A 20,932-nucleotide genomic window follows, 5' to 3' on the forward strand; every position below is an offset into this window, starting at 1 on the left:
TACGCCATGCTGTCCACTGGCCTGTATGGATGTTTAACGCATTACGATGCCGCGGTGAGCCATGTAAGCCTTGGCTTCCTGAACCGTGTATTCGCCGAAGTGGAAAATACTCGCCGCCAGTACGGCACTGGCGTGGCCTTCGAGGATGCCATCGGCCAGATGCTGCAGGTTGCCGACGCCACCGGAAGCGATCACCGGGATCCCCAGCGCATCGCTGATGGCGCGGGTCACACCCAGGTCGAAACCGTTTTTCATGCCGTCCTGATCCATGCTGGTCAGGAGGATTTCACCGGCACCCAAGCCTTCCATTTTCTTCGCCCACTCGACCGCGTCGAGGCCGGTCGGCTTGCGACCGCCGTGGGTGAAGATTTCCCAGCGCGGGGTTTCGCCCGGGCCCGAAACCTTCTTCGCGTCGATGGCGACGACGATGCATTGCGAGCCGAAATGCTGCGCCGCTTCGCCGACGAATTCCGGGTTGAACACGGCAGCGGTGTTGATCGACACCTTGTCCGCACCGGCATTGAGCAGATTGCGAATGTCCTGCACGGTCCGCACGCCGCCGCCGACGGTCAGCGGAATGAACACCTGGCTGGCCATGCGCTCGACGGTATGCAGCGTGGTGTCGCGACCATCGACACTGGCGGTGATGTCGAGAAAGGTAATCTCGTCGGCACCCTGCTCGTCGTAGCGACGGGCGATTTCCACCGGATCGCCGGCGTCACGGATGTTCTCGAATTTCACACCTTTGACGACCCGGCCGTTGTCCACGTCCAGGCAAGGGATGATGCGTTTGGCCAGCGCCATGGTCAGTCCTCAGCCTTGGTACGAGTCGCAGAAAGCTTGCGCTTCGGCGACGTCGAGAGTGCCTTCGTAGATCGCCCGGCCGGTGATGGCGCCGATGATGCCTGGCGCCTTGGCGTCGAGCAGCGACTTGATGTCACCCAGGTTGTGAATGCCGCCGGACGCGATCACCGGGATCTTAGTGGCAGCAGCCAGCGCAGCGGTGAACGGTACGTTGCAGCCCTGCATCATGCCGTCTTTGGCGATGTCGGTATAAACGATCGAGGACACGCCGTCGGCTTCAAACTGTTTGGCCAGGTCGATGACCTGCACGGTGCTGATTTCAGCCCAGCCATCGGTGGCGACAAAACCGTCTTTGGCATCCAGACCGACGATGATCTTGCCCGGGAACGCACGGCAGGCTTCCGCGACGAACGCCGGATCCTTCACCGCTTTGGTGCCGATGATCACGTAGCTCACGCCGGCCTTGACGTAGTGTTCGATGGTTTCCAGCGAACGGATGCCGCCGCCGATCTGGATCGGCAAAGTCGGGTAGCGCTTGGCGATGGCGGTCACCACTTCGCCGTTGACCGGTTGGCCTTCGAAAGCGCCGTTCAGGTCGACCAGATGCAGACGACGGCAACCGCCCTCCACCCACTTGGCAGCCATGCTCACCGGGTCATCGGAGAACACTGTGGAATCTTCCATGCGGCCCTGGCGCAGACGTACGCAGGCACCGTCTTTGAGATCGATAGCGGGAATAATCAGCATCTGGCAAACCTTCAAATTTGAATGTTCAGCTTGGCTCGGAAATCAGTTTTTCTCGAGCGCCCACAGGTCGCTTTCGATGCTTTCAAACCGCTCCTTGAGGTGGGTCTGCACATCGAAAATCGCCCTGTTGTAATAGTGCGGAGCAATTTCGCGGGTAAACAGCTCAAGAATTTCCGCCGCCTCGAACGAACCCAGGTCCAGTTCGAAACGATCCTCCATGAACCGCTGGATCTTGCGATTGGCGTCGCTTTCCTGCTCGGGCGTGAGGGTCAGGATCGGCGGCTTGGATTTCTTGACGGCCATTTACCAGCGACCATCCCACGCAGCGAAGTTCTGCAGCAATTGCAGGCCATGGGTATGGCTCTTCTCCGGGTGGAACTGCACGGCGAAACGCGAACCCTCGGCCAGCGCCGCGGCGAAATCGACACCGTAATGACCGCTGCCGACCACCTGCCGCGGGTTACCGGCGGCGATGTAGTAGCTGTGCACGAAGTAGAAACGCGCCAGGTCCGGAATGTTGTGCCACAGCGGGTGATCCACCGACTGTTTCACTTCGTTCCAGCCCATGTGCGGGACTTTCAGGTGCTCGCCGTCTTCATGCAGGTCTTTGCCGAAGAACTTCACCGCGCCCGGGAACAGACCGATGCAGTCGACACCGTCGTTCTCTTCGCTGGTGTCGAGCAAGGCTTGCATGCCGACGCAGATGCCGAGGAACGGGCGATCCTGGCTGACTTCACGTACCAGCGAGTCGAAACCGAGGCGACGGATCTCCGCCATGCAATCGCGAATCGCGCCGACACCGGGAAAAACCACGCGGTCGGCTTCGCGGATCACGTCCGCATCGCTGGTGATCAGCACTTTGCCGGCGCCAACGTGCTCGAGGGCCTTGGCCACCGAGTGCAGGTTGCCCATGCCGTAGTCGATTACCGCAACCGTCTGCATTACAGCACGCCCTTGGTCGAAGGCATCTGGCCGGCCATGCGGTCGTCCAGCTCGACGGCCATGCGCAGCGCGCGGCCGAAAGCCTTGAACACGGTTTCGATCTGGTGGTGAGTGTTGGTGCCACGCAGGTTGTCGATGTGCAGGCTGACCAGCGCGTGGTTGACGAAGCCCTGGAAGAATTCCTGGAACAGGTCGACGTCGAAGCCGCCGACGGTGGCGCGGGTGTACGGCACGTGCATCTGCAGGCCCGGACGGCCGGAGAAGTCGATCACTACGCGCGACAGCGCTTCATCGAGCGGCACGTAGGCATGGCCGTAGCGACGGATGCCTTTCTTGTCGCCGATGGCTTGCGCGAAGGCCTGGCCGAGAGTGATACCGACGTCTTCCACGGTATGGTGGTCGTCGATATGCAGATCGCCCTTGCATTGGATATCCAGGTCGATCAACCCGTGACGGGCGATCTGATCCAGCATGTGCTCAAGAAAAGGAACACCGATATCGAATCGGGCCTTTCCGGTGCCATCAAGGTTGATCGAGGCTTTGATCTGGGTTTCCAGAGTGTCGCGCTCGACAGACGCCTTACGTTCGGCCATCACCAGCTCCGCAAAATCATTGGGCGAAAAAGGCAGCCATTATAGGGGCGTGGGGCCGAAACAGAAACACGAGACGTGATATGGCAGACGGATAGAAGCCCGTACTGTCGGGGATAGACATGTCCATACAAGCCATTTCGGACAGCCCAAAACAACTGTGGGAGCGTGCTTGCTCGCGATGAGGGCCACACATTCAACATCACTGTCGACTGTCAGACCGCTATCGCGAGCAGGCTCGCTCCCACAGGGTTACGACGTTTTACTTAGTGGAACAGCACCGCCGTCTTCTGCAGGGTCACCCACACACCCCACGCCAACGGAATCCCGACCGCCAGCCACGCAGCAACCGCCAACGGCTTGCTGCCCGGCGCGGCTTTCCACTCAAGCACGGTACTGCTGTCAGCACCCTTGTCGTGGCCCAGCGCCTGCTCGGCAGCCAGTTCGGCGTCGGTCATGAAGTACTTGTCTGCCACCGGACGCACCAGCAGGTTGCACAGAAAACCCAGCACCAGCAGGCCGGCGAGGATGTACAGGGTGATGTCGTAAGCCGCCGCGCGTTCAACGCCGATGCTCAGTTGATACTCACGCAGGTAGTTCACCAGCACCGGACCCAGCACGCCAGCAGCAGCCCATGCCGTCAGCAGACGACCGTGGATCGCGCCGACCATCTGCGTGCCGAACAGGTCGGCCAGATATGCCGGAACGGTTGCGAAGCCACCGCCGTACATCGACAGGATGATGCAGAACGCCGCCACGAACAGCGCAACGTTGCCCAGATGGCCGAGGTTCGGAATCAGCGCGTACAGCGCAAAGCCCAGCGCGAAGAACACGAAGTAGGTGTTCTTGCGACCCAGGTAGTCCGAGAACGACGCCCAGAAGAACCGGCCGCCGATGTTGAACAGGCTCAGCAGACCAGTGAAACCGGCCGCAATCGCTGCGATCGACGCCAGTTGCCCGGCATCCAGCTGACCGAACGGCAGATCATTGCCCAGCAGCTTGCCGCCGAACACTTCCTGCAACAGTGGCGAAGCCATGCCGAGGATGCCGATACCGGCGGACACGTTCAGGCACAGCACCAGCCACACCAGACGGAATTGCGGGGTTTTCCACGCCACATTCACGTGTACGTGACGGTGGGTGATCATCGCATTCGACGCTTTCTTCGCTGGCGCGGTCCAGCCTTCAGGCTTCCAGCCGGTCGGCGGGACGCGGTACGACAGCGCACCACCGATCATGAACACGAAGTAGATCGCGGCCATGGCCACAAAGCTCTGCCACACACCCACGCCAGCCGGCGAAGCGAAATGGCTCATCAGAGCGGTCGCCAGTGGCGCACCGACCATCGCACCACCACCGAAGCCCATGATCGCCATGCCGGTGGCCATGCCGCGCTTGTCCGGGAACCATTTGATCAGGGTCGACACCGGCGAGATGTAGCCCAGGCCCAGACCGATACCGCCGATCACGCCGGAGCCGATCCACATCAGCCAGATCTGATGGGTATAAATACCCAACGCCGAGATCAGCAGACCGCCACACCAGCACAGTGCCGAGACCACACCGGCCTTGCGCGGGCCGGCGTGTTCGAGCCAGCCACCCCAGATCGCTGCCGAGCAGCCGAGGAAGATGAAGAACAGGGTGTAGATCCAGCCGAGCATGGAGATCGGCCAGTCGCATTGCGACGAGAAGACTTGTGCGATGAAGCTCATGTCCGGCGCGCAAGCCACCGGAGCGGTGATGCCCAGCGCCTTGGACAACGGCAGCCAGAACACGGAAAAACCGTAGGCCATGCCGATGCACAGGTGAATGGCCAGAGCGGCCGGTGGTACCAGCCAGCGGTTGAAACCGGGCTTGGCGATGATGCGTTCCTTGGACAGGAACGCAGGCTGGGCGGCGCTGAGGCCGTCCGCCGTAATGCTCGTGCTCATTGTGTATCCCCCAATTATTAGTATGGTTCGCCAGCCACTGCTCACCCCCGGCCTTTATGCACGCAGGCATGACCGTGTTGGTGGGTGAAGCTCCTTGAGGCGCGACCAAAAGTCGCAGAAGGGCGGACGAACGGGCGAAGGTTACCATCTGCACGTGACAGAAAAACCAAACTGATATCACCTTTTTTGAGTCATCTGATCTCCTGTGACCGGGGAACCCTCCTGCCGACCGTTGTCGAAGCGCTGCACGTCGCGGATCAACAGGTTCCTCAGGACGCCGCACCAGCGCGGGGTTATGCAGCGCTATACTCCCCGGCTAAATTACGAATTCGACTAACTACAAGGACTCGCCCATGAAAGCGTTCGGCAAAATCCTGGGTCTGGTACTTCTCGGGCTGTTGCTGATCATTGTGGCGGCGGGCTTCGCCCTGACCCACCTCTTCGATCCCAACGACTACAAAGACGAGATCCGCCAGATAGCCCGCGACAAGGCCCACATCGAGCTGACGCTCAATGGCGATATCGGCTGGAGCCTGTTCCCGTGGCTCGGCCTGGAATTGCACGAGGCCAGCGTCGCCACCCTGATCAAGCCTGCCGAACCGTTTGCCGATCTGCAGATGCTCGGTCTGTCCGTGCGCGTGCTGCCGCTGTTGCGCCGCGAAGTGCAGATGAGCGATGTGCGTGTCGAAGGCCTGAACCTGCGCCTGAACCGTGACAAGAACGGTCACGGCAACTGGGAAGACATCGGCAAGCTGCCTGCCGCAGCGCCTGCGCCGGGCAGCACCCCGCCGGTTGCCGCTGGCGAACCGGTTGCTGAAACGCCTGCCCAGCCGGAAAAACCGCCGCAGCCGATCCGCCTCGACATCGACAGCCTGACCGTCAACAACGCCCGCGTTGAATACAACGACGAGCAGACCGGCAAGCAGTTCAGTGCCGAAAGCATCCAGCTGAGCACCGGCGCTGTACACGATTCAACCAACATTCCGCTGAAAGCCACGGCGTTCCTCAGCACCAATCAGCCCGTGTTGCGAGTACGCACCGAGCTCAATGGCGAGTTGCGCATCGAGCGCGCCCTGCAACGCTACAAGTTCGAAGACTTGAAGCTGTCCGGCGAACTGACCGGCGATCCACTGCAAGGCAAGGCCATGACGTTCTCCGCCCAGGGGCAAATGCTGCTGGACAAGGCTGCGAACGTCGCCGAATGGACCGGGATCAAGATCTCCGCTAACCAGTTGCGCGCCTTGGGTGAGCTGAAGGCCAACGATCTCGACAAGACCCCGCAGATCACCGGCGGGATTTCCATCGCCCAGTTCGATCTGGCGAAATTTGTCGACAGCATCGGCCAGACCCTGCCGGCCATGGCCGAAGGCAGCCTGAGCAAGGTCGAGCTGGTCAGTCGCGTGTCTGCCACGCCCACCAGCGTGGCGCTGGACAACATCAACCTGAAACTCGACGACAGCAGCTTCAGCGGCCGCATCGCCGTCGAAGATTTCGCCAAGCAATCGCTGCGGGCGATCCTCAAGGCTGACACCTTCAACATCGACCGCTACCTGCCGCCAAAATCGGAAAAAGCCACCAGCGCCACCCAGGCACGTCAGACCGAAGTCGCCAGCACCGAAGCCGATGCCATGGCCGGCGCCGGCAGCACCCCGCTGCCGGACAAACCGAGCAAAAGTGCCTGGAGCACCGAGCGACTGTTCCCTGTTGAGCGCCTGAGCAAACTCGACGTGAACGCTGATCTGACCTTCGGCCAGTTGACCCTCGACAAGCTGCCGATCCAGAACGCTGCACTGAAAGCCACCGGCCAGGGCGGCCTGTTGACCCTGGAGAATCTGCGCGGCGAGCTGTACAACGGCGACTTCGAAGCCAAGGGCACGCTGGATGTACGCCAGACCGCGCCAGTGCTGAATCTGCAAACCCGGATCAACCGCGTGCCGGTGGAAAAAATCCTCGAAAGCCAGGGCAAGAATCCACCGGTCAAAGGTCTGGTGAACCTCACCAGCACTGTCACCGGTAGCGGCAACAGCCAACAGGCGCTGATCGACACCCTCAACGGCAACGCCAGTTTCGTGATCAACAACGGCGTGCTGCTCAATGCCAACCTTGAACAGCAACTGTGCAAAGGCATCGCCACGCTCAACCGCAAATCCCTGAGCGGCGAGCCACGCGGCAAGGACACGCCGTTTCAGGAGCTCAAGGGCAACCTGACCTTCCGCAACGGCGTCGCCAGCAACCCGGACCTGAAAGTGCGGATCCCGGGCATGACCGTCAACGGTGACGGCGACATCGACCTGAAAGTGCTGGGCATGGACTATCGCGTCGGCATCATCGTCGAGGGCGACACCAGCGCCATGCCGGACCCGGCCTGTCAGGTCGGCGACAAATTCGTCGGCATCGAGTGGCCGCTGCGCTGCCGTGGCCCGCTGGAGCTCGGTGCCAAGGCTTGCCGTGTGGATAACGAGCGGCTCGGCCAGGTCGCGACCAAAATGGCCGGCGACAAACTCAGCGAAAAAATCGAAGAGAAACTGGGCGACAAAGTCAGCCCTGAACTGAAAAACGCATTGAAGGGGCTGTTCAAGCGATGAGAGCGGAGCAGTTTTCCACGGCGGTGCTGGAATGGTTCGACCGCCACGGCCGCCATGATTTGCCTTGGCAACAGGACATCAACCCATACCGGGTGTGGGTGTCCGAGATCATGTTGCAGCAAACCCAGGTCAGCACCGTGCTCAATTACTTCGACCGGTTCATGGCCGCGTTGCCGACGGTCGAAGCCCTGGCCGAAGCGCCGGAGGACGAAGTGCTGCACCTGTGGACGGGCCTGGGTTACTACACCCGCGCGCGCAATTTGCAGAAGACCGCGAAGATCGTCGTCAGCCAGTACGGCGGCGAGTTTCCCCGCGATGTCGAGAAACTCACGGACTTGCCGGGCATCGGCCTGTCCACCGCTGGCGCGATTGCCAGCATCAGCATGGGCCTGCGCGCACCGATCCTCGACGGCAACGTCAAACGGGTGCTGGCGCGCTTTACCGCGCAGGAGGGCTACCCCGGCGAGCCGAAGGTGGCCAAACAGCTGTGGGCCAACGCAGAACGCTTCACGCCGCAGGACCGAGTCAACGCCTACACTCAGGCGATGATGGATCTGGGCGCAACGCTCTGCACCCGCAGCAAGCCGAGCTGCCTGCTGTGTCCGCTGGAGAAGGGCTGCGAAGCGCATATGCTCGGCCTGGAGACGCGCTACCCGATTCCCAAACCGCGTAAAGCCATCCCGCAGAAACGCACGCTGATGCCGCTGCTGGCCAACGAGGAGGGCGCGATTCTGCTTTATCGCCGCCCCTCCAGCGGATTGTGGGGCGGTTTGTGGAGCCTGCCGGAACTCGACGACCTCGACGACCTGCAACACCTCGCCGCGCAGCACTCGCTGGAACTGGGCGAGCAGCAGGCGCTGCCAAGCCTTGTCCACACCTTCAGTCACTTCCAGCTGTCCATCGAACCCTGGCTGGTTCAGGTGCAGGAAGCCGGCGGTCACGTGGCCGAGGCCGACTGGCTCTGGTATAACCTCGCCACCCCGCCGCGCCTGGGCCTCGCCGCCCCGGTCAAAACCTTGCTCGAACGCGCGGCCGCCGTCTTGAATGCAGGAGAGTCGACATGACCCGCACCGTAATGTGCCGCAAGTACAAAGAACAACTCGAAGGTCTGGAGCGCCCACCGTACCCGGGCGCCAAGGGCCAGGACATCTTCGAACACGTCTCGGCCAAGGCCTGGGCCGACTGGCAGAAACACCAGACCCTGCTGATCAACGAAAAACGCCTGAACATGATGAACGCCGAAGATCGCAAATTTCTGCAGGGCGAAATGGACAAGTACTTCTCCGGCGAGGAATACGCCCAGGCGGAAGGCTACGTGCCGCCAGCGGAATAACCCCCGAAAATCGGGGGTCGGATCGTAAGCGACGGAATTAATTTAAGAAATTTTAAAAAAGTGTTTGACGTAAATCCGAAAAACCCTTTTAATGCGCCCCGTTGCCCAGATAGCTCAGTCGGTAGAGCAGGGGATTGAAAATCCCCGTGTCGGCGGTTCGATTCCGTCTCTGGGCACCACCTTTCGTTTTCAGGTGATGCCAAGCACACCAGAAAGCACACAAGAAGCCCGCCTAGTGCGGGCTTTTTGCTTTCTACGGTTCCCAACCGTTCCCTTGTAAGCCCAAACATATGTGAGTAGATTCGTGAGTAGATCCAGTTCGGTCTAGAAATCTACTTACACCGTAGCGGCAAGATGCCCGCCTGGTGCGGCCTGCAAGGAGGCTGCGTGCCACTCTCAGATACCACCATCCGTACTGCCAAGCCGAAGGACAAGCTATACCGGCTGACTGACGCCAATGGCCTATGCCTAGAAGTGACCCCGACCGGCTCTAAGCTGTGGCGCTATCGATACCGCTTCAACGGCAGCGCGAACTGGCTGGCTGCTCCAGTACACCGGTGAACCAGGCTTCGGCGAAGCAGGTACCCGCATCGCGAACATTCGCTTTTCAGGCTGACGTGCCGGGCGGTGCGAAGTTGGTGGTTAGTCGAGACAAGGGATTTTTGGCATCAGGCGGGTGCTATGCGATGGTACTGGTCGACGGCAGGAAAGCGGCTCGAATCGACACAGGCGAAACGGTGAGTTTCAAGCTCAAGCCGGGTCGTCACATCATCGGCATAGCAGGTGATGACGACGGCAACGGTGTATGCGCTCTACAGATCGGCCAACCAGTGAAGGAGACTTCAGGCGACCTGAGCGTGGGGGAAGTGCAGAAGTTCAGAGTGTCCGGTACCCCAAACGGAACGGATATTCATCCTAGCTCACTTTGAAAAAATGGAGCGACTCACGGCCGCATGAATAATCCGATCCAACGCTTATGATCGAACTGCGCGGAACTCACCAGGCTGCCCCTACAGCCCGGTGGCCTGTTATCCAATTTAAGCAAACACCTCGGAGAGTGGCAGTGCGTGACATTGAACCGTCACTGTTGCCACCCTACGACGGGAAATATGCTCTCAATAAATTGAACAAACGTTCCGATCGGGGATGATTTCCCCGGCAATTTGATTCTGCGCACAAACTGCAACATCCACTCCGAATGGAAGCGGCAGATGTACGATCTCGCCGTAGGCGACATTGATTGTCTTCGAGATCACATGGTTGGCTTGCAATGCATGGACATCAGAAGGTATCTCCAACTTGAAGCGCTGACCGTTGGAGTCAGCTGAGTAGCTACGACCTACCCGGTAATTCAGGTTGATTGCCACTGTTGCGCCGGTTGCGCTCGCCGAGATGATTTCAGCGTTCCCATCAACGACACCAATACCCAACGAGCAGCTTGTATTAGATTGGTTGCAACTGCGCACATCCATGGGTGGAAAGCTGAGCTGGGAGGCCACTCCCTCACGCACATCTAAACGTCCTCCTACACCATGCGCGTGCTTACCGAACAGATCCGGCCCGTACGCGGAAACGGTGACAACTGCCGCATCCCTCGCGACAGGCTTCCCCCCAGCACAGCCAGCAATCAGTGCGAATGCAAAAAACGCAGCGAATCGAAAACCCATCTGCATGTAGCGAAATCCTTGAAATTGAACGGTTGCGCCTCCCTGAATGTTCGGCGCCAGGAGGTAACATATCGAGTCAGCAGGAAGAATGCATTCCAACTGCGTGCAGTTGTGAGGGCTGGAAATTCGACGCGTAACTGAGATGGTCGCCGCCCTTTTCTATGAGCTCAGACCGTTCGCTCGGTGGTGACCATGCGCGGTGACCACCGTTGGTGACCGCCCCTCCTAGTCACTGACGCATCGAATCCCCTTTGCCGAAACAACCCATGAAAGCTAAGGGCAAGTCCCGACTACACTGCGACACATTCGCTAAGCATACGGAGATGTCTATGTATATTTACGAGCTCGTGGTTCCTGGCACCTGGTTGGATTACGAGGATCGGGACTGGTCCTGGAGCGTCGAAGGGCTGCTACGCAATCTCCAGTCGCAGTTTTTTGAAGCTAATTTAGCGCTCAACCTATTTTCGAGCTCGCAACAGGGCCGACCCTTTCCCACCATGAATCAAGAGAAATGGGAACGCGACACCCAGCGTCGTAGCGAAATTCAACAAGTCGTTGAAATGGAAAAGGGAAGCATGAACTCTCATGAAAACTGGGAAGAAGTACGATTTGAAACCGATGTGCGTTTTAAGCGGGAGCAGTGGGCCGGGGGGGCTATTCCCAGAGAGTTCGAGTACAACACCTCGTTCCTTTATGCGCGGGCTTTTTTGTACGCCCTCGACGGGTTCGACAAGTTTTTAAGAGTTCTGGCGAAAACTGAAAACGTCCCACCTCAAGTAACTGATATCCACCAACGAATGGCCAAAGCTTTTCCAAACCTTCGTGGAGTTCGGAACTCGGCACAGCATCAGGAAGATCGCGTCCGGTCGCTGGGAGTCGGTGGCAAGCCCCTCGACCTTAAGCCAATAAACAATGGGATGGTGAGCGCCCCAAGAGGCGGCGTGCTCATGCTCAACTGCCTAAACGGTTCAAATTATGGATCTACTATGGCCGATGGGCATTACGGTGAGGTCGATGTGTCTCCAGATTCGATGAGCGCCCTTCAAGAACTGCTCTCGGAAGTACTCAACGCATTTATATGGAAGGGCCCCAAGCAGCATGCGCCAGGCTTCTAGGACATTGCTGCTCGGTATCCGCTCCGGTACACACGGTTTGGAGTTGATCATGGTTGATGCCCGGGCGGTGACCAGACGCAGTGACCGCCTTCATTGGCCACTTTGGGCCGGTCACAACCATCAGGATGCCCGATTCGCGAAGTTGTGCCCCCAGCAAGATTCACGCAGTGTCTTCACGCACGCGGGAAGCTGGAAACGCCTGTGGGAGCGAACTGTTTGGCGTTGGTGCGCATCCAGGTACGCACGATAGGTACGCGTCCTCCGGTGCGTATCAGCACCAGGTTCGCACTTCTGGTTCGCACCCTCCTACGCGAGGCTAATGCGAACCCCGCAAGTAGTTACCACGCTGGTTAACGCCAAAAATCACCATTTCAAAGGGTTTCCATCAGTGGTTTCCTCTACGGTTTCCACAAAAAGTGGTGAATACGCACGCAAGGCACGTTGCTCATTGCCTTCGCCACTGAGTAACAGTCGCTGGATGAGTGGTGGCACACTTCACCGGGCAGTAATCTACAATGCCGCCCGCATTGCTCGACGCAATGCTTCGAGATAGCGCAAAAACGATAGAACGATCCTTTTTTATGAGGTGTCGACTTTCGCAGAGCTCAAGCTGTAAGGTGATTAGGGCTAAGAACCATCTGGGCTTGACGAAATTCAGCCTGACGCTGTTACTCAACTTACAAAATCTGAAAACGCAAAGGACTGACAATGAAGCCACTAGTAATCTCAAATGACAGCGAAGCACTAGATCTGCTTGAAAGAATTCTCGACGGAGAAGCAAAGCTGCCAGAGGTTGAATTTAAAAACTGGCCGCGATTTGAGATGAAAGTGGAGGGGGAAATCTATAAGTCAACGATCACCCCAGATTTAATGAAAGGATTTCTTGAACTCCAAACAGCAATTAACAAGTCTTATGCGCTTGCAAGATACTCCGCATCAAGTCGAAATCTAAAAGATGCAGACAGAGAAGAGCTTCAGCTTATTTTGCAAGTAAAAGATGGTAGCTCCGAATTCTTTGCTAAACTCATCGAGCAAATTGATAAAATTGGTGATGCTTTCATGCAAATGGAATCCAAAGACAAAGTAAAAACGATACTAATTATCGGCTTATTCGTTCTTGGAGGAATATCCTATAACTCTTACCTTAATAACAAGGTGGAACTCCGCACGCTGGATGTTCAAGCTATCACCCACGAGGCAGATCGCAACGAACGCCTTGAAACACTACGTCTAGTAGCGAAACAGAGCTCTCCGGAATCCGAAAGAGCGGATGTAGTTTATTCCAAAGCTGTCGAGCAATATCCAGAAGTTAAGTCCATGGAAGGATACGTAGCCCAAGCTTACGACAAGCTTCTATCAGGAACCAAGGATGCTGACTCCGTTAATATCCAAGGTAGAAAGCTACCAGGCGCTGCGGTTAATGAAATTAGCAGCAGTAAGCGCCAAGCCTCTATTGGCGATGTTGTAACGGGCGTATACAAGATTTTAGGCGTAGATCACAGCGTTGACGCGCATTACAAATTCAAACTGCGCGACGTGCTTCGCGGCGAGGAGTTTTCTGCGACTCTTCCAAAAGATGGCGCAATGGTTACAGATCAAATACTTGATGTATTGCAAGACGCGGAATGGAATAACAAAGTTGTATTAATGAAGGTGCTAACAAAAAACAATCACGGCAAAATTGTAAACGCGCAAATTGAAAAAGTAACAGAAATAACAGACCAAGAAATATATAGCGATTCCTCCAAGCAAGCCAAGCCAGACAGCACTTCGAAGGTGGCAAAGAAATAAATTTTAGCCCGGCCAAGCGCCGGGCTTTTCAGTTAAATGGTCTCAGCCAACGAGAGCTGCCTTCTTGTGAGTTTAAGACGAGAGCTAGGCGCATCAACGCCGGACCAAAACACTTTGACCACGCTTTGACGGAATGTGAGACAGGCATGAGACGAAACCCGCGCCTAGTCGGCGTTTGAGGCTTTATCCATGCGGGAGCCGTCAAACAGGCGGGCTTGGTCGTCTCATACCCCTGTCAGGCCCAAGACAATGATCGAGGCGTCAGTGCTAGGCTTCCTCAAAACTCGGAGCACACCATGACGGACACCAACTTAATCGCCAGCCTTTTTGATCGCTTGAACCATAACCAGATCGCGCTCGGCGCCGCGATCGAGGAGCTTTCCAACTGGGTCGAACAGCGTGGATCGGCGGATATCGCCAGCAACGTGCGCGGGGCACTCGAAACGCTCGACGAGAACCAGGTGTTCATTCGTGAGGGTATCGCTGAGCTGACCGTCGCCGGCAGTCTTCGGGATCACCGACTCAATCAAGCCCAATCAGTGTTTGTGGCGATGATGAATGTCGGGAAAATGCGCGTGACTGTGTCGGATCGGCGCGTGCTCATGCGGGTGGCTGTGTGGCTCGGTGCCATCCCACTCAAAGCCATGCTCATGCTGATGGTGCTCGTCGTGCGTATGGCGATGGCCGTGTTTGAGGGGATCATGCTGGTGCTCGTGAGCATGATTTTCCATCAAGTGAATCCAGACACCGATGGCCATTAATGCGGCAGCGAGCAAGAACATGAGCGATGCCGACTCGCCTAGGATCAGGATCGAGATAACCGCTCCCAGGAAAGGAGCCGTGGAAAAATACGCCCCGGTGCGCGCGCTTCCTAGCCCGCGAAGGGCAAGTACAAACAACACTAAACTGACTCCATACCCGAGAAACCCAACCAACATAATTGGCCCCAACGTGGTCATGGGTGGCAGTTGTGAACCGATGGCCAATGCCAAGCAGCAGTTGACTACGCCCGCCACCAGGCCTTTGCTGCCTGCTATAAAAAGCGAATCTGAGGCAGAGACTTTGCGGGTCAAGTTGTTATCGATAGCCCAGCAAAGACAGGCAAACGCCACCGCCAGCGGCCCAATCCAATCATGAGCGGTCGCAGTCTCTTGCGGCCATGACAGAACGATACCGCCCAAAACAATAGCGATCATGCCGATTACGATCCGGCGATCAGCGTTTTCCTTGAACACCACCCACGCCAGCACCGCCGTGAGGACTGATTCGAGATTGAGCATCAACGACGCGGTTGCCCCCGCTGTGCGGGTGAGGCCGAACATGAGAGCCACAGGAGCAAGCACTCCCCCAAAGACTATGGCACCAATCAACCAAGGCCATTCTCCAGCGGGAAGCCCGGGCCGCTGCCAGCCGTGATCGCGAGCAAAGCGGACAATGGTCAGACCGAGGCCACTGCCCAGATAGAGCAGCCCTGCCAGCAGGATGGGCGGAGTATCCACACCCAATAGCTTGGCGAGCGGTGTGCTTGCGCCGAACAACGCCGCTGCAACTAACGCGTAGAGAACACTCAAATTCATAATGGGGCCGCCCTATCAGGCTCATTACATACCGGAGAGCATCTTAGCTTTGCCCGGGTAAGAATTATGTGAAGAGCAGATTCGCGCCCGGATGAATTCTGGACAGGCTCTAGACAGCCGAAGAGGTCTCAAATCATGCACCTCGGCCCAAGAGTCAAAACCAGCACGGGCTAGCGGCAGATCGGATGGGTGGCCGGATAGCTACTTGTCCAGAAACACGTAGGGGCCGCGACGGGCCCTTACGGGGCAAAGTCGCACGGCCACCCCCAAAATACTCCGCCATTATCCTTGACCAGCCTTGACGGATTTTTTGACAGGTCTTGACGGATTTCTCCGGCGCCACCACTAGTTTGAACGCTGAAAGCCACGTAGTTCATGACTTTGCTGGCATTCACGTAGCTTGGCCAGCACCAGCCTCGTCAAAAATCCTAGAGGTTACCGTCAAGGTAACTGCTCTATCATTTGCCAGGTCCACGCTGTCGGGATGGGGTGGTGAAATACCGAGCCAGATAAATCCTTAGCGCGCCAGGCAATACTAGACAGGCTCTAGACGGACTTTCGCATCTGACCAACCCACCAAGCTCCTGAGCCTCTCTCCTGCGCGCACTCCAGCGGGAACGAACCGAGATGATGACCCATGCCCGTCTGTAGCGGTCAGCTACCAAGGTGCCCCAGAAACCTAAAACCAGAACAGACTTTCCATACATGGCTTCCTGTGCATGGTACTGGATTTTTTCCTTACTTAACCTCCCAATTTTTACGCGCCCTTGACGTCAAGCGGCCTTGTTTTTCATAGCTTAATGTTCCCGTCAGGAATATGAACATTCTATTAAGTACACAATATAGGAACACTGCAATTCCCATAGAGACGTCGCCATGATAGGATTTCTTCGTTAATCGCCAACCAATGAGAACCGTAATGACCGACTACCCCAAAATCACTACCTACACCAGCATCTGCGTGATTCTTCTCAGAGAACTGCGCATCGAGCGAGGAATTCATCAAGCCCAAGTCGCTGACTGGATTGGGAAATCACCCAGCGCATGGACCAAGGTGGAGGCAGGTAAGAGCCCCCTCCAGTTTGAGACGTTCGCTCGCGTATGCTTGAGCTTCCAGGTACAACCATCAACCGTCATGGCCGCAGCCGAGCGCTATTCGCAACTCCTGCGCCAGCATCAATGGGCAGTATTGGCAACCGAGCTTAGCCTCGATGAAGATGGCCTACTCCGGGCGGCTCAGGACTATTGGGTATCTCCGGGATACCGGAACTTTGTTCCTACTCCATGGGCTCCGTCGGTCCTGAACGGCCCGCTGTATAACCCCGACAACAGCATCACCTTGGCCTTATCAGTAAGATTTGCTCTTGATAAGGCTTTCCACGAAGCGCAGCTGGTTACGAAGACTTCGCTTAATGGCCCTGCGTGAAACACCATCCCACCGCAGCGGAGCGGCAATGCGCCGTTCCACTGGTCGGTGACTTTTCTCGACAGAGCAGACGAGAGAGATGCTCAGCTCTGCTCGCAAGACCGTGTCGTCGCCAAGTGAACGATTCGCCTTCCCCGCCTCAGACTTGGAAAACTTCAAATCCCTGCGGTCAGAAATGTTTACGAAATGGATTGATATCTAGTAATCCGCGAATGGATCTACAAACCAGACCGGCATCATCTGCGTGCGTCATAAAACGGCAAGACCTAATTCAGTGACGCCTGTCTTGTCCATTAATCAAGCGATACCGTCGAACTTGCCGGTCTTGCAACGAAAGAAACACCTCGGGCGATTGACAGGAATATCCGCTCCCCTGATTCGGGGTAGTGCTGACTAGGCACCTGAGTATGGAAGCATCAAACAGCGCCACCATCTCCGCAAAAATATAGCTACGCCTTTGCACCGGCGCCGGGTTTATCAAGATGGGGCTACCGCTCGTCGGGCATCGACAGAGGAAATCAGCATGGCTTTGGTCGCCACCGACAGGTTCAAAACAGAGCAGCATTTGAAAAAGAAAGTAGATTCGTGAGTAGATTTACATACCAAACAAAGGAAAACCCTTTAAAATCATGCCAAGTAGACAGTCGTTCGATTCCGTCTCTGGCACCAAATACCGAAAACCCTGAATCGCAAGATTCAGGGTTTTTTTATGCCCGCGATTTGATGGAGGCTGGATCCCGCGCTTCTTGCAGGCCGGAATTCGCGATATTTTTCCCAGCCCTTACGGAAGAGGGTCATCCAGTCGATGAACCAGAAAAGAACCCGCATCCCCCTGCCCCATCCACCACCCTATCGCCAGAGCCGGACTTCGTTCTGGCTGACGCTTCTTGTTGGACTTTTGTTAACGTTCGCCATTGGCGCGTCGATCTACATGATCATCGACAGCCTGATCAGTGGCTCGATCACCACAACCAATCGCGGCCCGCGCATGACTTACCTCCGGGATCTGCAACCGCACAGGTACTGGTTCGAAGTCGTGTGGCAAAGCCTCGTCCCCCTGTTGCTGGTGAGCGTTGCGCTGTTCGGGTTACGGATCTACCTGAAGGTACGCAAGTGATCGTAACGGACGGGATTCAGCCCGAACCCCGTCCCGGTCGACGCTATTGATGCCAATCCCAATGGAACACCAGGTTACTTGCCCCGCCGCTGCCAACATTGGCAACGTCCCGCCGCACCTCACCATTGCGCGTGGCAACCACGGTGTATTTGCCTGGCGGCAGTTGCGCATAGACCAGCGGCCCGATCTGACTCAGGTTCAGCACCGGTTGTCCTGTCGCTTTCTGGACAACCAGGTCGACGTCCGAGGTGTACAGATTTTGTGCGCCGACGGAGAAGGTCATGTGCAGGTTGTAGCCGGCGGCTTGCTGAATGGCTCGCGACTCGTCCAGGCCAATCCCTCCGGACAGGTAATTGATACCGTTTTGCTGTTGTTGCTGGACTTGCACACCGGCACTGTCGATCGGCTCGGCGCTGCTCGCCTGCGCCATGAGCGGGAACATCAGAACAGCCACTGCAGCGACCGGCAGCATGAATGAAATGACGCGTTTCATGATGAGTACTCCCGGGTTCTCGCAGAACCCAATCGTTACTCCTGTTTAGATTTTGCGATGCAAGGCTGGTTTTAGATTGATTGGGAGTTGTCTTGAATGCGAAAAGGACTACGCGTTGTATTCCCCAATCGCTATCTTCGTCGGTCGCATCCTGCAAAACCCGCCCCCTCTTCCTTCGGTAGAGCCAGACACGGCCGGCATCGCCAGTCCGTGAATTATTGGCATGCTCTTGCTTCTGTTTCTCCTGAGCCGGAAGACCTGATGAGCCAACTTGAACCTGCTGATACGCAAGATCCAAAACTCGATTCGCTGTTGGGCGATCTGGGTGACCTGATACGCCAGGCGCGGCAGAAAGTGTTGCGAACGGTCGACACGATTCAGGTCCAGACCTGCTGGCAGATCGGGCGACATATTGTCGAGTTCGAACAACAGGGAGCCCGACGGGCGGGGTATGGAAAACAACTTCTGGCTACGTTGGCAAAAGAACTGACTGCGGACTTTGGGAAAGGCTTCGATTCTTCAAACCTTCGCTACATGCGTTTGTTTTATCAGGCATTTCCAATTCGTGACGCACTGCGTCACGAATTGAGCTGGACCCACTATCGCAAGCTATTGGGGATAGAAAGCGAATCAGCCCGCCAGTGGTACATGAACGAAGCCGCCACGCAAAACTGGTCAAGCCGCGCCCTGGATCGCCAGATCAACACGCTCTACTACGAACGTCTGTTGATGAGCCGAGACAGAACCGACGTCTATGCAGAGGCAGCGACCAACATTGCCGCGATGAAAAGCAATCCCCGGGAATTCATCCGCGACCCCGTCCTTCTGGAGTTTCTCGGCCTGCCATCACCGGGCAAGCTTCAGGAATCAGAACTGGAACAGGCCTTGATCGATCAGCTCCAGGGTTTTCTCCTCGAACTGGGCAAGGGCTTCGCTTTTGTCGGCCGTCAGCAACGCATCAGCGCTGGAGACGATGATTTTTACATCGATCTGGTGTTCTACAACTATCTGCTCAAATGCTTCGTCATCCTGGATCTGAAGCGCGGCAAACTCAGCGCTCGGGACGTGGGACAGATGGACATGTACATACGCATGTACGACGACCTGAAACGCAGTGAGGGCGACGGGCCTACGGTGGGGATCATTCTCTGTGCACAACAAAATGAATCGGTTGCGCGCTACACAATCCTCAAGGGCAATGAACAACTGTTCGCCAGCAGCTACAAACTGGTGCTGCCGAGCGAAGAGGAATTACGAGCGGAGCTAAACCGGGAACACACACTGCTGGAAGAACGCTTGATTGATCAGCCGGATGATTAACCGACGACGGATTGTTCACCGAGCCGCCTGAGACTATCGTTGGCAGCTACTCCGCGAAGGTCGAGAGCCATGGGTTTTCAAGAGACGCACGCACTGGAAGATGCCCGGAACAGAACCGCGCTCGCAAGCGATGTTCAGGACGCACCCTTTCAGGAGCCCGCCGCCGATGGCTATCGCCTTGGTGGTTTCACCTGGCGCCACGCTTCGCCCGCCCCACAGCGCCCGGTGGTGATCATCAACGCCGCCACTTCCGTGCGCTGCCGTCACTACTCGCGCTTCGCGACGTATCTGTTCGCCAACGGCTTCGACGTGATCATTTATGACTACCGGGGAATTGGCGAGTCGCGCCCGAAGTCGATGAGGCATTTGCAGGCCTCGTGGACGGACTGGGGCGCGCTGGATTTCGAAGCGATGCTCAAACGCGCGCAGCGGGAGTTTCCCGGTCAGCCGATCGATGTGGTCGGGCACAGCTTCGGTGGCTGCGCAGCAGGTCTGGGGGCCTCCGGGCAGGTAATCCGACGATTGGTTATGGTCGGCGCGCAATTCGCTTACTGGCGCGATTACGCGCCCGAGCATCGCTGGCGGATGTTCGGCAAATGGCATCTGCTGATGCCACTGGTCACGCTGCTCTGTGGCTACTTTCCGGGCAAACGCCTCGGCTGGCTGGAAGACACGCCCGCGGGCGTAGTGCGCGACTGGAGCACGCCTGGCGCACGTTATGAGCAGCGTCCGAGCGGTCGGGCGATGCTGGCGAAAAACGGCCGCCTGCCCTTCTCCAATGTCCACGCAAACACCCTGGCAATCAGTATCGGCGACGATCCTTACGGGACCATTCCGGCAACCGAACGCCTGCTCGATTACTTCCACAACGCCCGAAAGATCCACCTGCGAATCGAACCCCAGGACATTGGCGAACAAGAAGTCGGACATTTCGCCTTTTTTCGCAGCGCATACCAAGCCACACTATGGCCCATCGCTCTGACCTGGCTGCAAACCGGCGCACTGGCCCCCGACACACCGGGGCGGCAAGTACCGCGCAGCTGAACCCCTCCAACGCACCACGGAACACACACCATGGCTTCCGCCAACAAGCAGCAAAAACGCGCCGCCCGGGCCAAGACCAAGGCCAAGCAGAACCGCACCAAACGTGCGGAAGCGCCGGTCGAGCTGGACCCGAACGACGACCGCATCGATTTCGAATCGGTGGACCTGACCGAGCTGTTCAAGAAAATGATCGACGCCGAGAAGATCAGCCAGCAGGCCATGTGCGCTGCGTTCCTCGAAGACCCGTTGCTGGAACTGGTGTACGAACAGGAAGGCGAAGAAGGCGCGATGGACTTCATCCTCGCCGCACTGATCGAGTACCGCCAGTGGTCCACCGAGACCGACGAGGCCGGCGCCTTGGCGTGGATTGAATCGCCTGCCTTCCAGAAAGACTATGTGGCCGCGTCCGACGCAATCGCCGCACAAACCCAACAGAAAAACTGAGTCCCC

General features: G+C 57.3%; 20 protein-coding genes, 1 tRNA gene and 2 pseudogenes. 14 read left to right on the forward strand and 9 right to left on the reverse strand.

Annotated elements, in window-relative coordinates:
• Nucleotides 1-33: 33 nt before the first annotated feature.
• The 6 genes from hisF to AC1RME_RS12395 all read right to left on the reverse strand — a co-directional run bounded on the left by hisF (nucleotide 34) and on the right by AC1RME_RS12395 (nucleotide 5,014).
• Nucleotides 34-804, reverse strand: a complete 771-nt coding sequence (hisF, locus tag AC1RME_RS12370) for an imidazole glycerol phosphate synthase subunit HisF (protein ID WP_007897430.1) — start codon at nucleotides 802-804, stop codon at nucleotides 34-36.
• A gap of 9 nt (nucleotides 805-813) precedes the next feature.
• Nucleotides 814-1,551: a 1-(5-phosphoribosyl)-5-[(5-phosphoribosylamino)methylideneamino]imidazole-4-carboxamide isomerase gene (gene hisA, locus AC1RME_RS12375; protein ID WP_003220753.1), complete on the reverse strand. Its 738-nt coding sequence runs from the start codon at nucleotides 1,549-1,551 to the stop codon at nucleotides 814-816.
• A 42-nt stretch (nucleotides 1,552-1,593) separates the two neighbouring features.
• The gene (locus tag AC1RME_RS12380; RefSeq protein ID WP_096821955.1) at nucleotides 1,594-1,854 is read right to left on the reverse strand and encodes a DUF2164 domain-containing protein; all 261 of its coding nucleotides are present in this window, start codon (nucleotides 1,852-1,854) and stop codon (nucleotides 1,594-1,596) included.
• Nucleotides 1,855-2,493, reverse strand: a complete 639-nt coding sequence (gene hisH / locus AC1RME_RS12385) for an imidazole glycerol phosphate synthase subunit HisH (protein WP_085712765.1) — start codon at nucleotides 2,491-2,493, stop codon at nucleotides 1,855-1,857.
• On the reverse strand, nucleotides 2,493-3,086 hold the full coding sequence (gene hisB / locus AC1RME_RS12390; protein ID WP_085712764.1) for an imidazoleglycerol-phosphate dehydratase HisB: 594 nt from the start codon (nucleotides 3,084-3,086) through the stop codon (nucleotides 2,493-2,495). Before hisB ends, hisH begins: the two co-directional genes overlap by 1 nt.
• 263 nt (nucleotides 3,087-3,349) lie before the next feature.
• The gene (locus AC1RME_RS12395; RefSeq protein ID WP_096821954.1) at nucleotides 3,350-5,014 is read right to left on the reverse strand and encodes an OFA family MFS transporter; all 1,665 of its coding nucleotides are present in this window, start codon (nucleotides 5,012-5,014) and stop codon (nucleotides 3,350-3,352) included.
• Nucleotides 5,015-5,367: 353 nt separating this feature from the next.
• Between AC1RME_RS12395 and AC1RME_RS12400 the strand changes: the two genes are divergently transcribed.
• The 6 genes and pseudogenes from AC1RME_RS12400 to AC1RME_RS12425 all read left to right on the forward strand — a co-directional run bounded on the left by AC1RME_RS12400 (nucleotide 5,368) and on the right by AC1RME_RS12425 (nucleotide 9,861).
• Nucleotides 5,368-7,599 carry an AsmA family protein gene (locus tag AC1RME_RS12400; RefSeq protein WP_096821953.1) on the forward strand — a complete coding sequence of 744 codons (2,232 nt, stop codon included), beginning with the start codon at nucleotides 5,368-5,370 and terminating at the stop codon, nucleotides 7,597-7,599.
• A complete protein-coding gene (gene mutY / locus AC1RME_RS12405) occupies nucleotides 7,596-8,663 on the forward strand; it encodes an A/G-specific adenine glycosylase (RefSeq protein WP_096821952.1) in 1,068 nt (355 codons plus the stop codon). Before AC1RME_RS12400 ends, mutY begins: the two co-directional genes overlap by 4 nt.
• A complete protein-coding gene (locus tag AC1RME_RS12410) occupies nucleotides 8,660-8,932 on the forward strand; it encodes an oxidative damage protection protein (RefSeq protein WP_007952551.1) in 273 nt (90 codons plus the stop codon). The genes mutY and AC1RME_RS12410 overlap by 4 nt, the downstream gene beginning before the upstream one ends.
• A gap of 103 nt (nucleotides 8,933-9,035) precedes the next feature.
• Nucleotides 9,036-9,111: transfer RNA gene (locus AC1RME_RS12415), tRNA-Phe, on the forward strand.
• A gap of 208 nt (nucleotides 9,112-9,319) precedes the next feature.
• Nucleotides 9,320-9,475 (forward strand): annotated as a pseudogene (locus tag AC1RME_RS12420) (Arm DNA-binding domain-containing protein); the annotation flags it as partial.
• A 14-nt stretch (nucleotides 9,476-9,489) separates the two neighbouring features.
• Entirely contained in the window at nucleotides 9,490-9,861 is a 372-nt protein-coding gene (locus AC1RME_RS12425) for a hypothetical protein (RefSeq protein WP_255261956.1), read from the forward strand.
• A gap of 186 nt (nucleotides 9,862-10,047) precedes the next feature.
• On the opposite strand, the gene AC1RME_RS12430 is transcribed toward AC1RME_RS12425, so the two are convergent.
• Nucleotides 10,048-10,605, reverse strand: coding sequence for a hypothetical protein (locus AC1RME_RS12430; protein WP_096821950.1), 558 nt, complete (start codon nucleotides 10,603-10,605; stop codon nucleotides 10,048-10,050).
• Nucleotides 10,606-10,928: 323 nt separating this feature from the next.
• Between AC1RME_RS12430 and AC1RME_RS12435 the strand changes: the two genes are divergently transcribed.
• From AC1RME_RS12435 to AC1RME_RS12445, 3 genes and pseudogenes are all read left to right on the forward strand, one after another.
• Nucleotides 10,929-11,714, forward strand: coding sequence for a hypothetical protein (locus tag AC1RME_RS12435; RefSeq protein WP_096821949.1), 786 nt, complete (start codon nucleotides 10,929-10,931; stop codon nucleotides 11,712-11,714).
• A gap of 708 nt (nucleotides 11,715-12,422) precedes the next feature.
• Nucleotides 12,423-13,505, forward strand: coding sequence for a hypothetical protein (locus AC1RME_RS12440; protein ID WP_096821948.1), 1,083 nt, complete (start codon nucleotides 12,423-12,425; stop codon nucleotides 13,503-13,505).
• A 296-nt stretch (nucleotides 13,506-13,801) separates the two neighbouring features.
• Nucleotides 13,802-13,996 (forward strand): annotated as a pseudogene (locus AC1RME_RS12445) (hypothetical protein); the annotation flags it as partial.
• 45 nt (nucleotides 13,997-14,041) lie between these two features.
• On the opposite strand, the gene AC1RME_RS12450 reads toward AC1RME_RS12445, so the two are convergent.
• Nucleotides 14,042-15,082 carry a DMT family transporter gene (locus AC1RME_RS12450; RefSeq protein ID WP_096821947.1) on the reverse strand — a complete coding sequence of 347 codons (1,041 nt, stop codon included), beginning with the start codon at nucleotides 15,080-15,082 and terminating at the stop codon, nucleotides 14,042-14,044.
• 919 nt (nucleotides 15,083-16,001) lie between these two features.
• On the opposite strand from AC1RME_RS12450, the gene AC1RME_RS12455 reads away from it, so the two are divergent.
• Together AC1RME_RS12455 and AC1RME_RS12460 are read left to right on the forward strand one after the other, a co-directional pair.
• Entirely contained in the window at nucleotides 16,002-16,508 is a 507-nt protein-coding gene (locus tag AC1RME_RS12455) for a helix-turn-helix domain-containing protein (RefSeq protein ID WP_217993312.1), read from the forward strand.
• A gap of 805 nt (nucleotides 16,509-17,313) precedes the next feature.
• Nucleotides 17,314-17,625 carry a hypothetical protein gene (locus AC1RME_RS12460; protein WP_096821946.1) on the forward strand — a complete coding sequence of 104 codons (312 nt, stop codon included), beginning with the start codon at nucleotides 17,314-17,316 and terminating at the stop codon, nucleotides 17,623-17,625.
• Nucleotides 17,626-17,668: 43 nt separating this feature from the next.
• Here the strand turns inward: AC1RME_RS12460 and AC1RME_RS12465 are convergent, their stop codons facing one another.
• Nucleotides 17,669-18,118 (reverse strand): hypothetical protein, encoded by a 450-nt coding sequence (locus AC1RME_RS12465; RefSeq protein WP_096821945.1) that lies wholly within the window; start codon nucleotides 18,116-18,118, stop codon nucleotides 17,669-17,671.
• A 261-nt stretch (nucleotides 18,119-18,379) separates the two neighbouring features.
• On the opposite strand from AC1RME_RS12465, the gene AC1RME_RS12470 reads away from it, so the two are divergent.
• The 3 genes from AC1RME_RS12470 (at nucleotide 18,380) to AC1RME_RS12480 (ending at nucleotide 20,926) form a co-directional block, all read left to right on the forward strand.
• Nucleotides 18,380-19,438, forward strand: a complete 1,059-nt coding sequence (locus tag AC1RME_RS12470; RefSeq protein ID WP_493071457.1) for a PDDEXK nuclease domain-containing protein — start codon at nucleotides 18,380-18,382, stop codon at nucleotides 19,436-19,438.
• Nucleotides 19,439-19,507: 69 nt separating this feature from the next.
• Nucleotides 19,508-20,482: an alpha/beta hydrolase family protein gene (locus AC1RME_RS12475; protein WP_096821943.1), complete on the forward strand. Its 975-nt coding sequence runs from the start codon at nucleotides 19,508-19,510 to the stop codon at nucleotides 20,480-20,482.
• A 30-nt stretch (nucleotides 20,483-20,512) separates the two neighbouring features.
• On the forward strand, nucleotides 20,513-20,926 hold the full coding sequence (locus tag AC1RME_RS12480; RefSeq protein WP_096821942.1) for a hypothetical protein: 414 nt from the start codon (nucleotides 20,513-20,515) through the stop codon (nucleotides 20,924-20,926).
• Nucleotides 20,927-20,932 lie beyond the last annotated feature (6 nt).

The organism is Pseudomonas sp. GW822-FHT03F08 (genome assembly GCF_058801265.1).

Coding starts and splice junctions, on each gene's coding strand:
- hisF (WP_007897430.1), bottom strand. CDS start 804: ATGGCGCTGGCCAAACGCATCATCCCTTGCCTGGACGTGGACAACGGC.
- hisA (WP_003220753.1), bottom strand. CDS start 1,551: ATGCTGATTATTCCCGCTATCGATCTCAAAGACGGTGCCTGCGTACGT.
- AC1RME_RS12380 (WP_096821955.1), bottom strand. CDS start 1,854: ATGGCCGTCAAGAAATCCAAGCCGCCGATCCTGACCCTCACGCCCGAG.
- hisH (WP_085712765.1), bottom strand. CDS start 2,493: ATGCAGACGGTTGCGGTAATCGACTACGGCATGGGCAACCTGCACTCG.
- hisB (WP_085712764.1), bottom strand. CDS start 3,086: ATGGCCGAACGTAAGGCGTCTGTCGAGCGCGACACTCTGGAAACCCAG.
- AC1RME_RS12395 (WP_096821954.1), bottom strand. CDS start 5,014: ATGAGCACGAGCATTACGGCGGACGGCCTCAGCGCCGCCCAGCCTGCG.
- AC1RME_RS12400 (WP_096821953.1), top strand. CDS start 5,368: ATGAAAGCGTTCGGCAAAATCCTGGGTCTGGTACTTCTCGGGCTGTTG.
- mutY (WP_096821952.1), top strand. CDS start 7,596: ATGAGAGCGGAGCAGTTTTCCACGGCGGTGCTGGAATGGTTCGACCGC.
- AC1RME_RS12410 (WP_007952551.1), top strand. CDS start 8,660: ATGACCCGCACCGTAATGTGCCGCAAGTACAAAGAACAACTCGAAGGT.
- AC1RME_RS12430 (WP_096821950.1), bottom strand. CDS start 10,605: ATGCAGATGGGTTTTCGATTCGCTGCGTTTTTTGCATTCGCACTGATT.
- AC1RME_RS12435 (WP_096821949.1), top strand. CDS start 10,929: ATGTATATTTACGAGCTCGTGGTTCCTGGCACCTGGTTGGATTACGAG.
- AC1RME_RS12440 (WP_096821948.1), top strand. CDS start 12,423: ATGAAGCCACTAGTAATCTCAAATGACAGCGAAGCACTAGATCTGCTT.
- AC1RME_RS12450 (WP_096821947.1), bottom strand. CDS start 15,082: ATGAATTTGAGTGTTCTCTACGCGTTAGTTGCAGCGGCGTTGTTCGGC.
- AC1RME_RS12455 (WP_217993312.1), top strand. CDS start 16,002: ATGACCGACTACCCCAAAATCACTACCTACACCAGCATCTGCGTGATT.
- AC1RME_RS12460 (WP_096821946.1), top strand. CDS start 17,314: ATGAACCAGAAAAGAACCCGCATCCCCCTGCCCCATCCACCACCCTAT.
- AC1RME_RS12465 (WP_096821945.1), bottom strand. CDS start 18,118: ATGAAACGCGTCATTTCATTCATGCTGCCGGTCGCTGCAGTGGCTGTT.
- AC1RME_RS12470 (WP_493071457.1), top strand. CDS start 18,380: ATGAGCCAACTTGAACCTGCTGATACGCAAGATCCAAAACTCGATTCG.
- AC1RME_RS12475 (WP_096821943.1), top strand. CDS start 19,508: ATGGGTTTTCAAGAGACGCACGCACTGGAAGATGCCCGGAACAGAACC.
- AC1RME_RS12480 (WP_096821942.1), top strand. CDS start 20,513: ATGGCTTCCGCCAACAAGCAGCAAAAACGCGCCGCCCGGGCCAAGACC.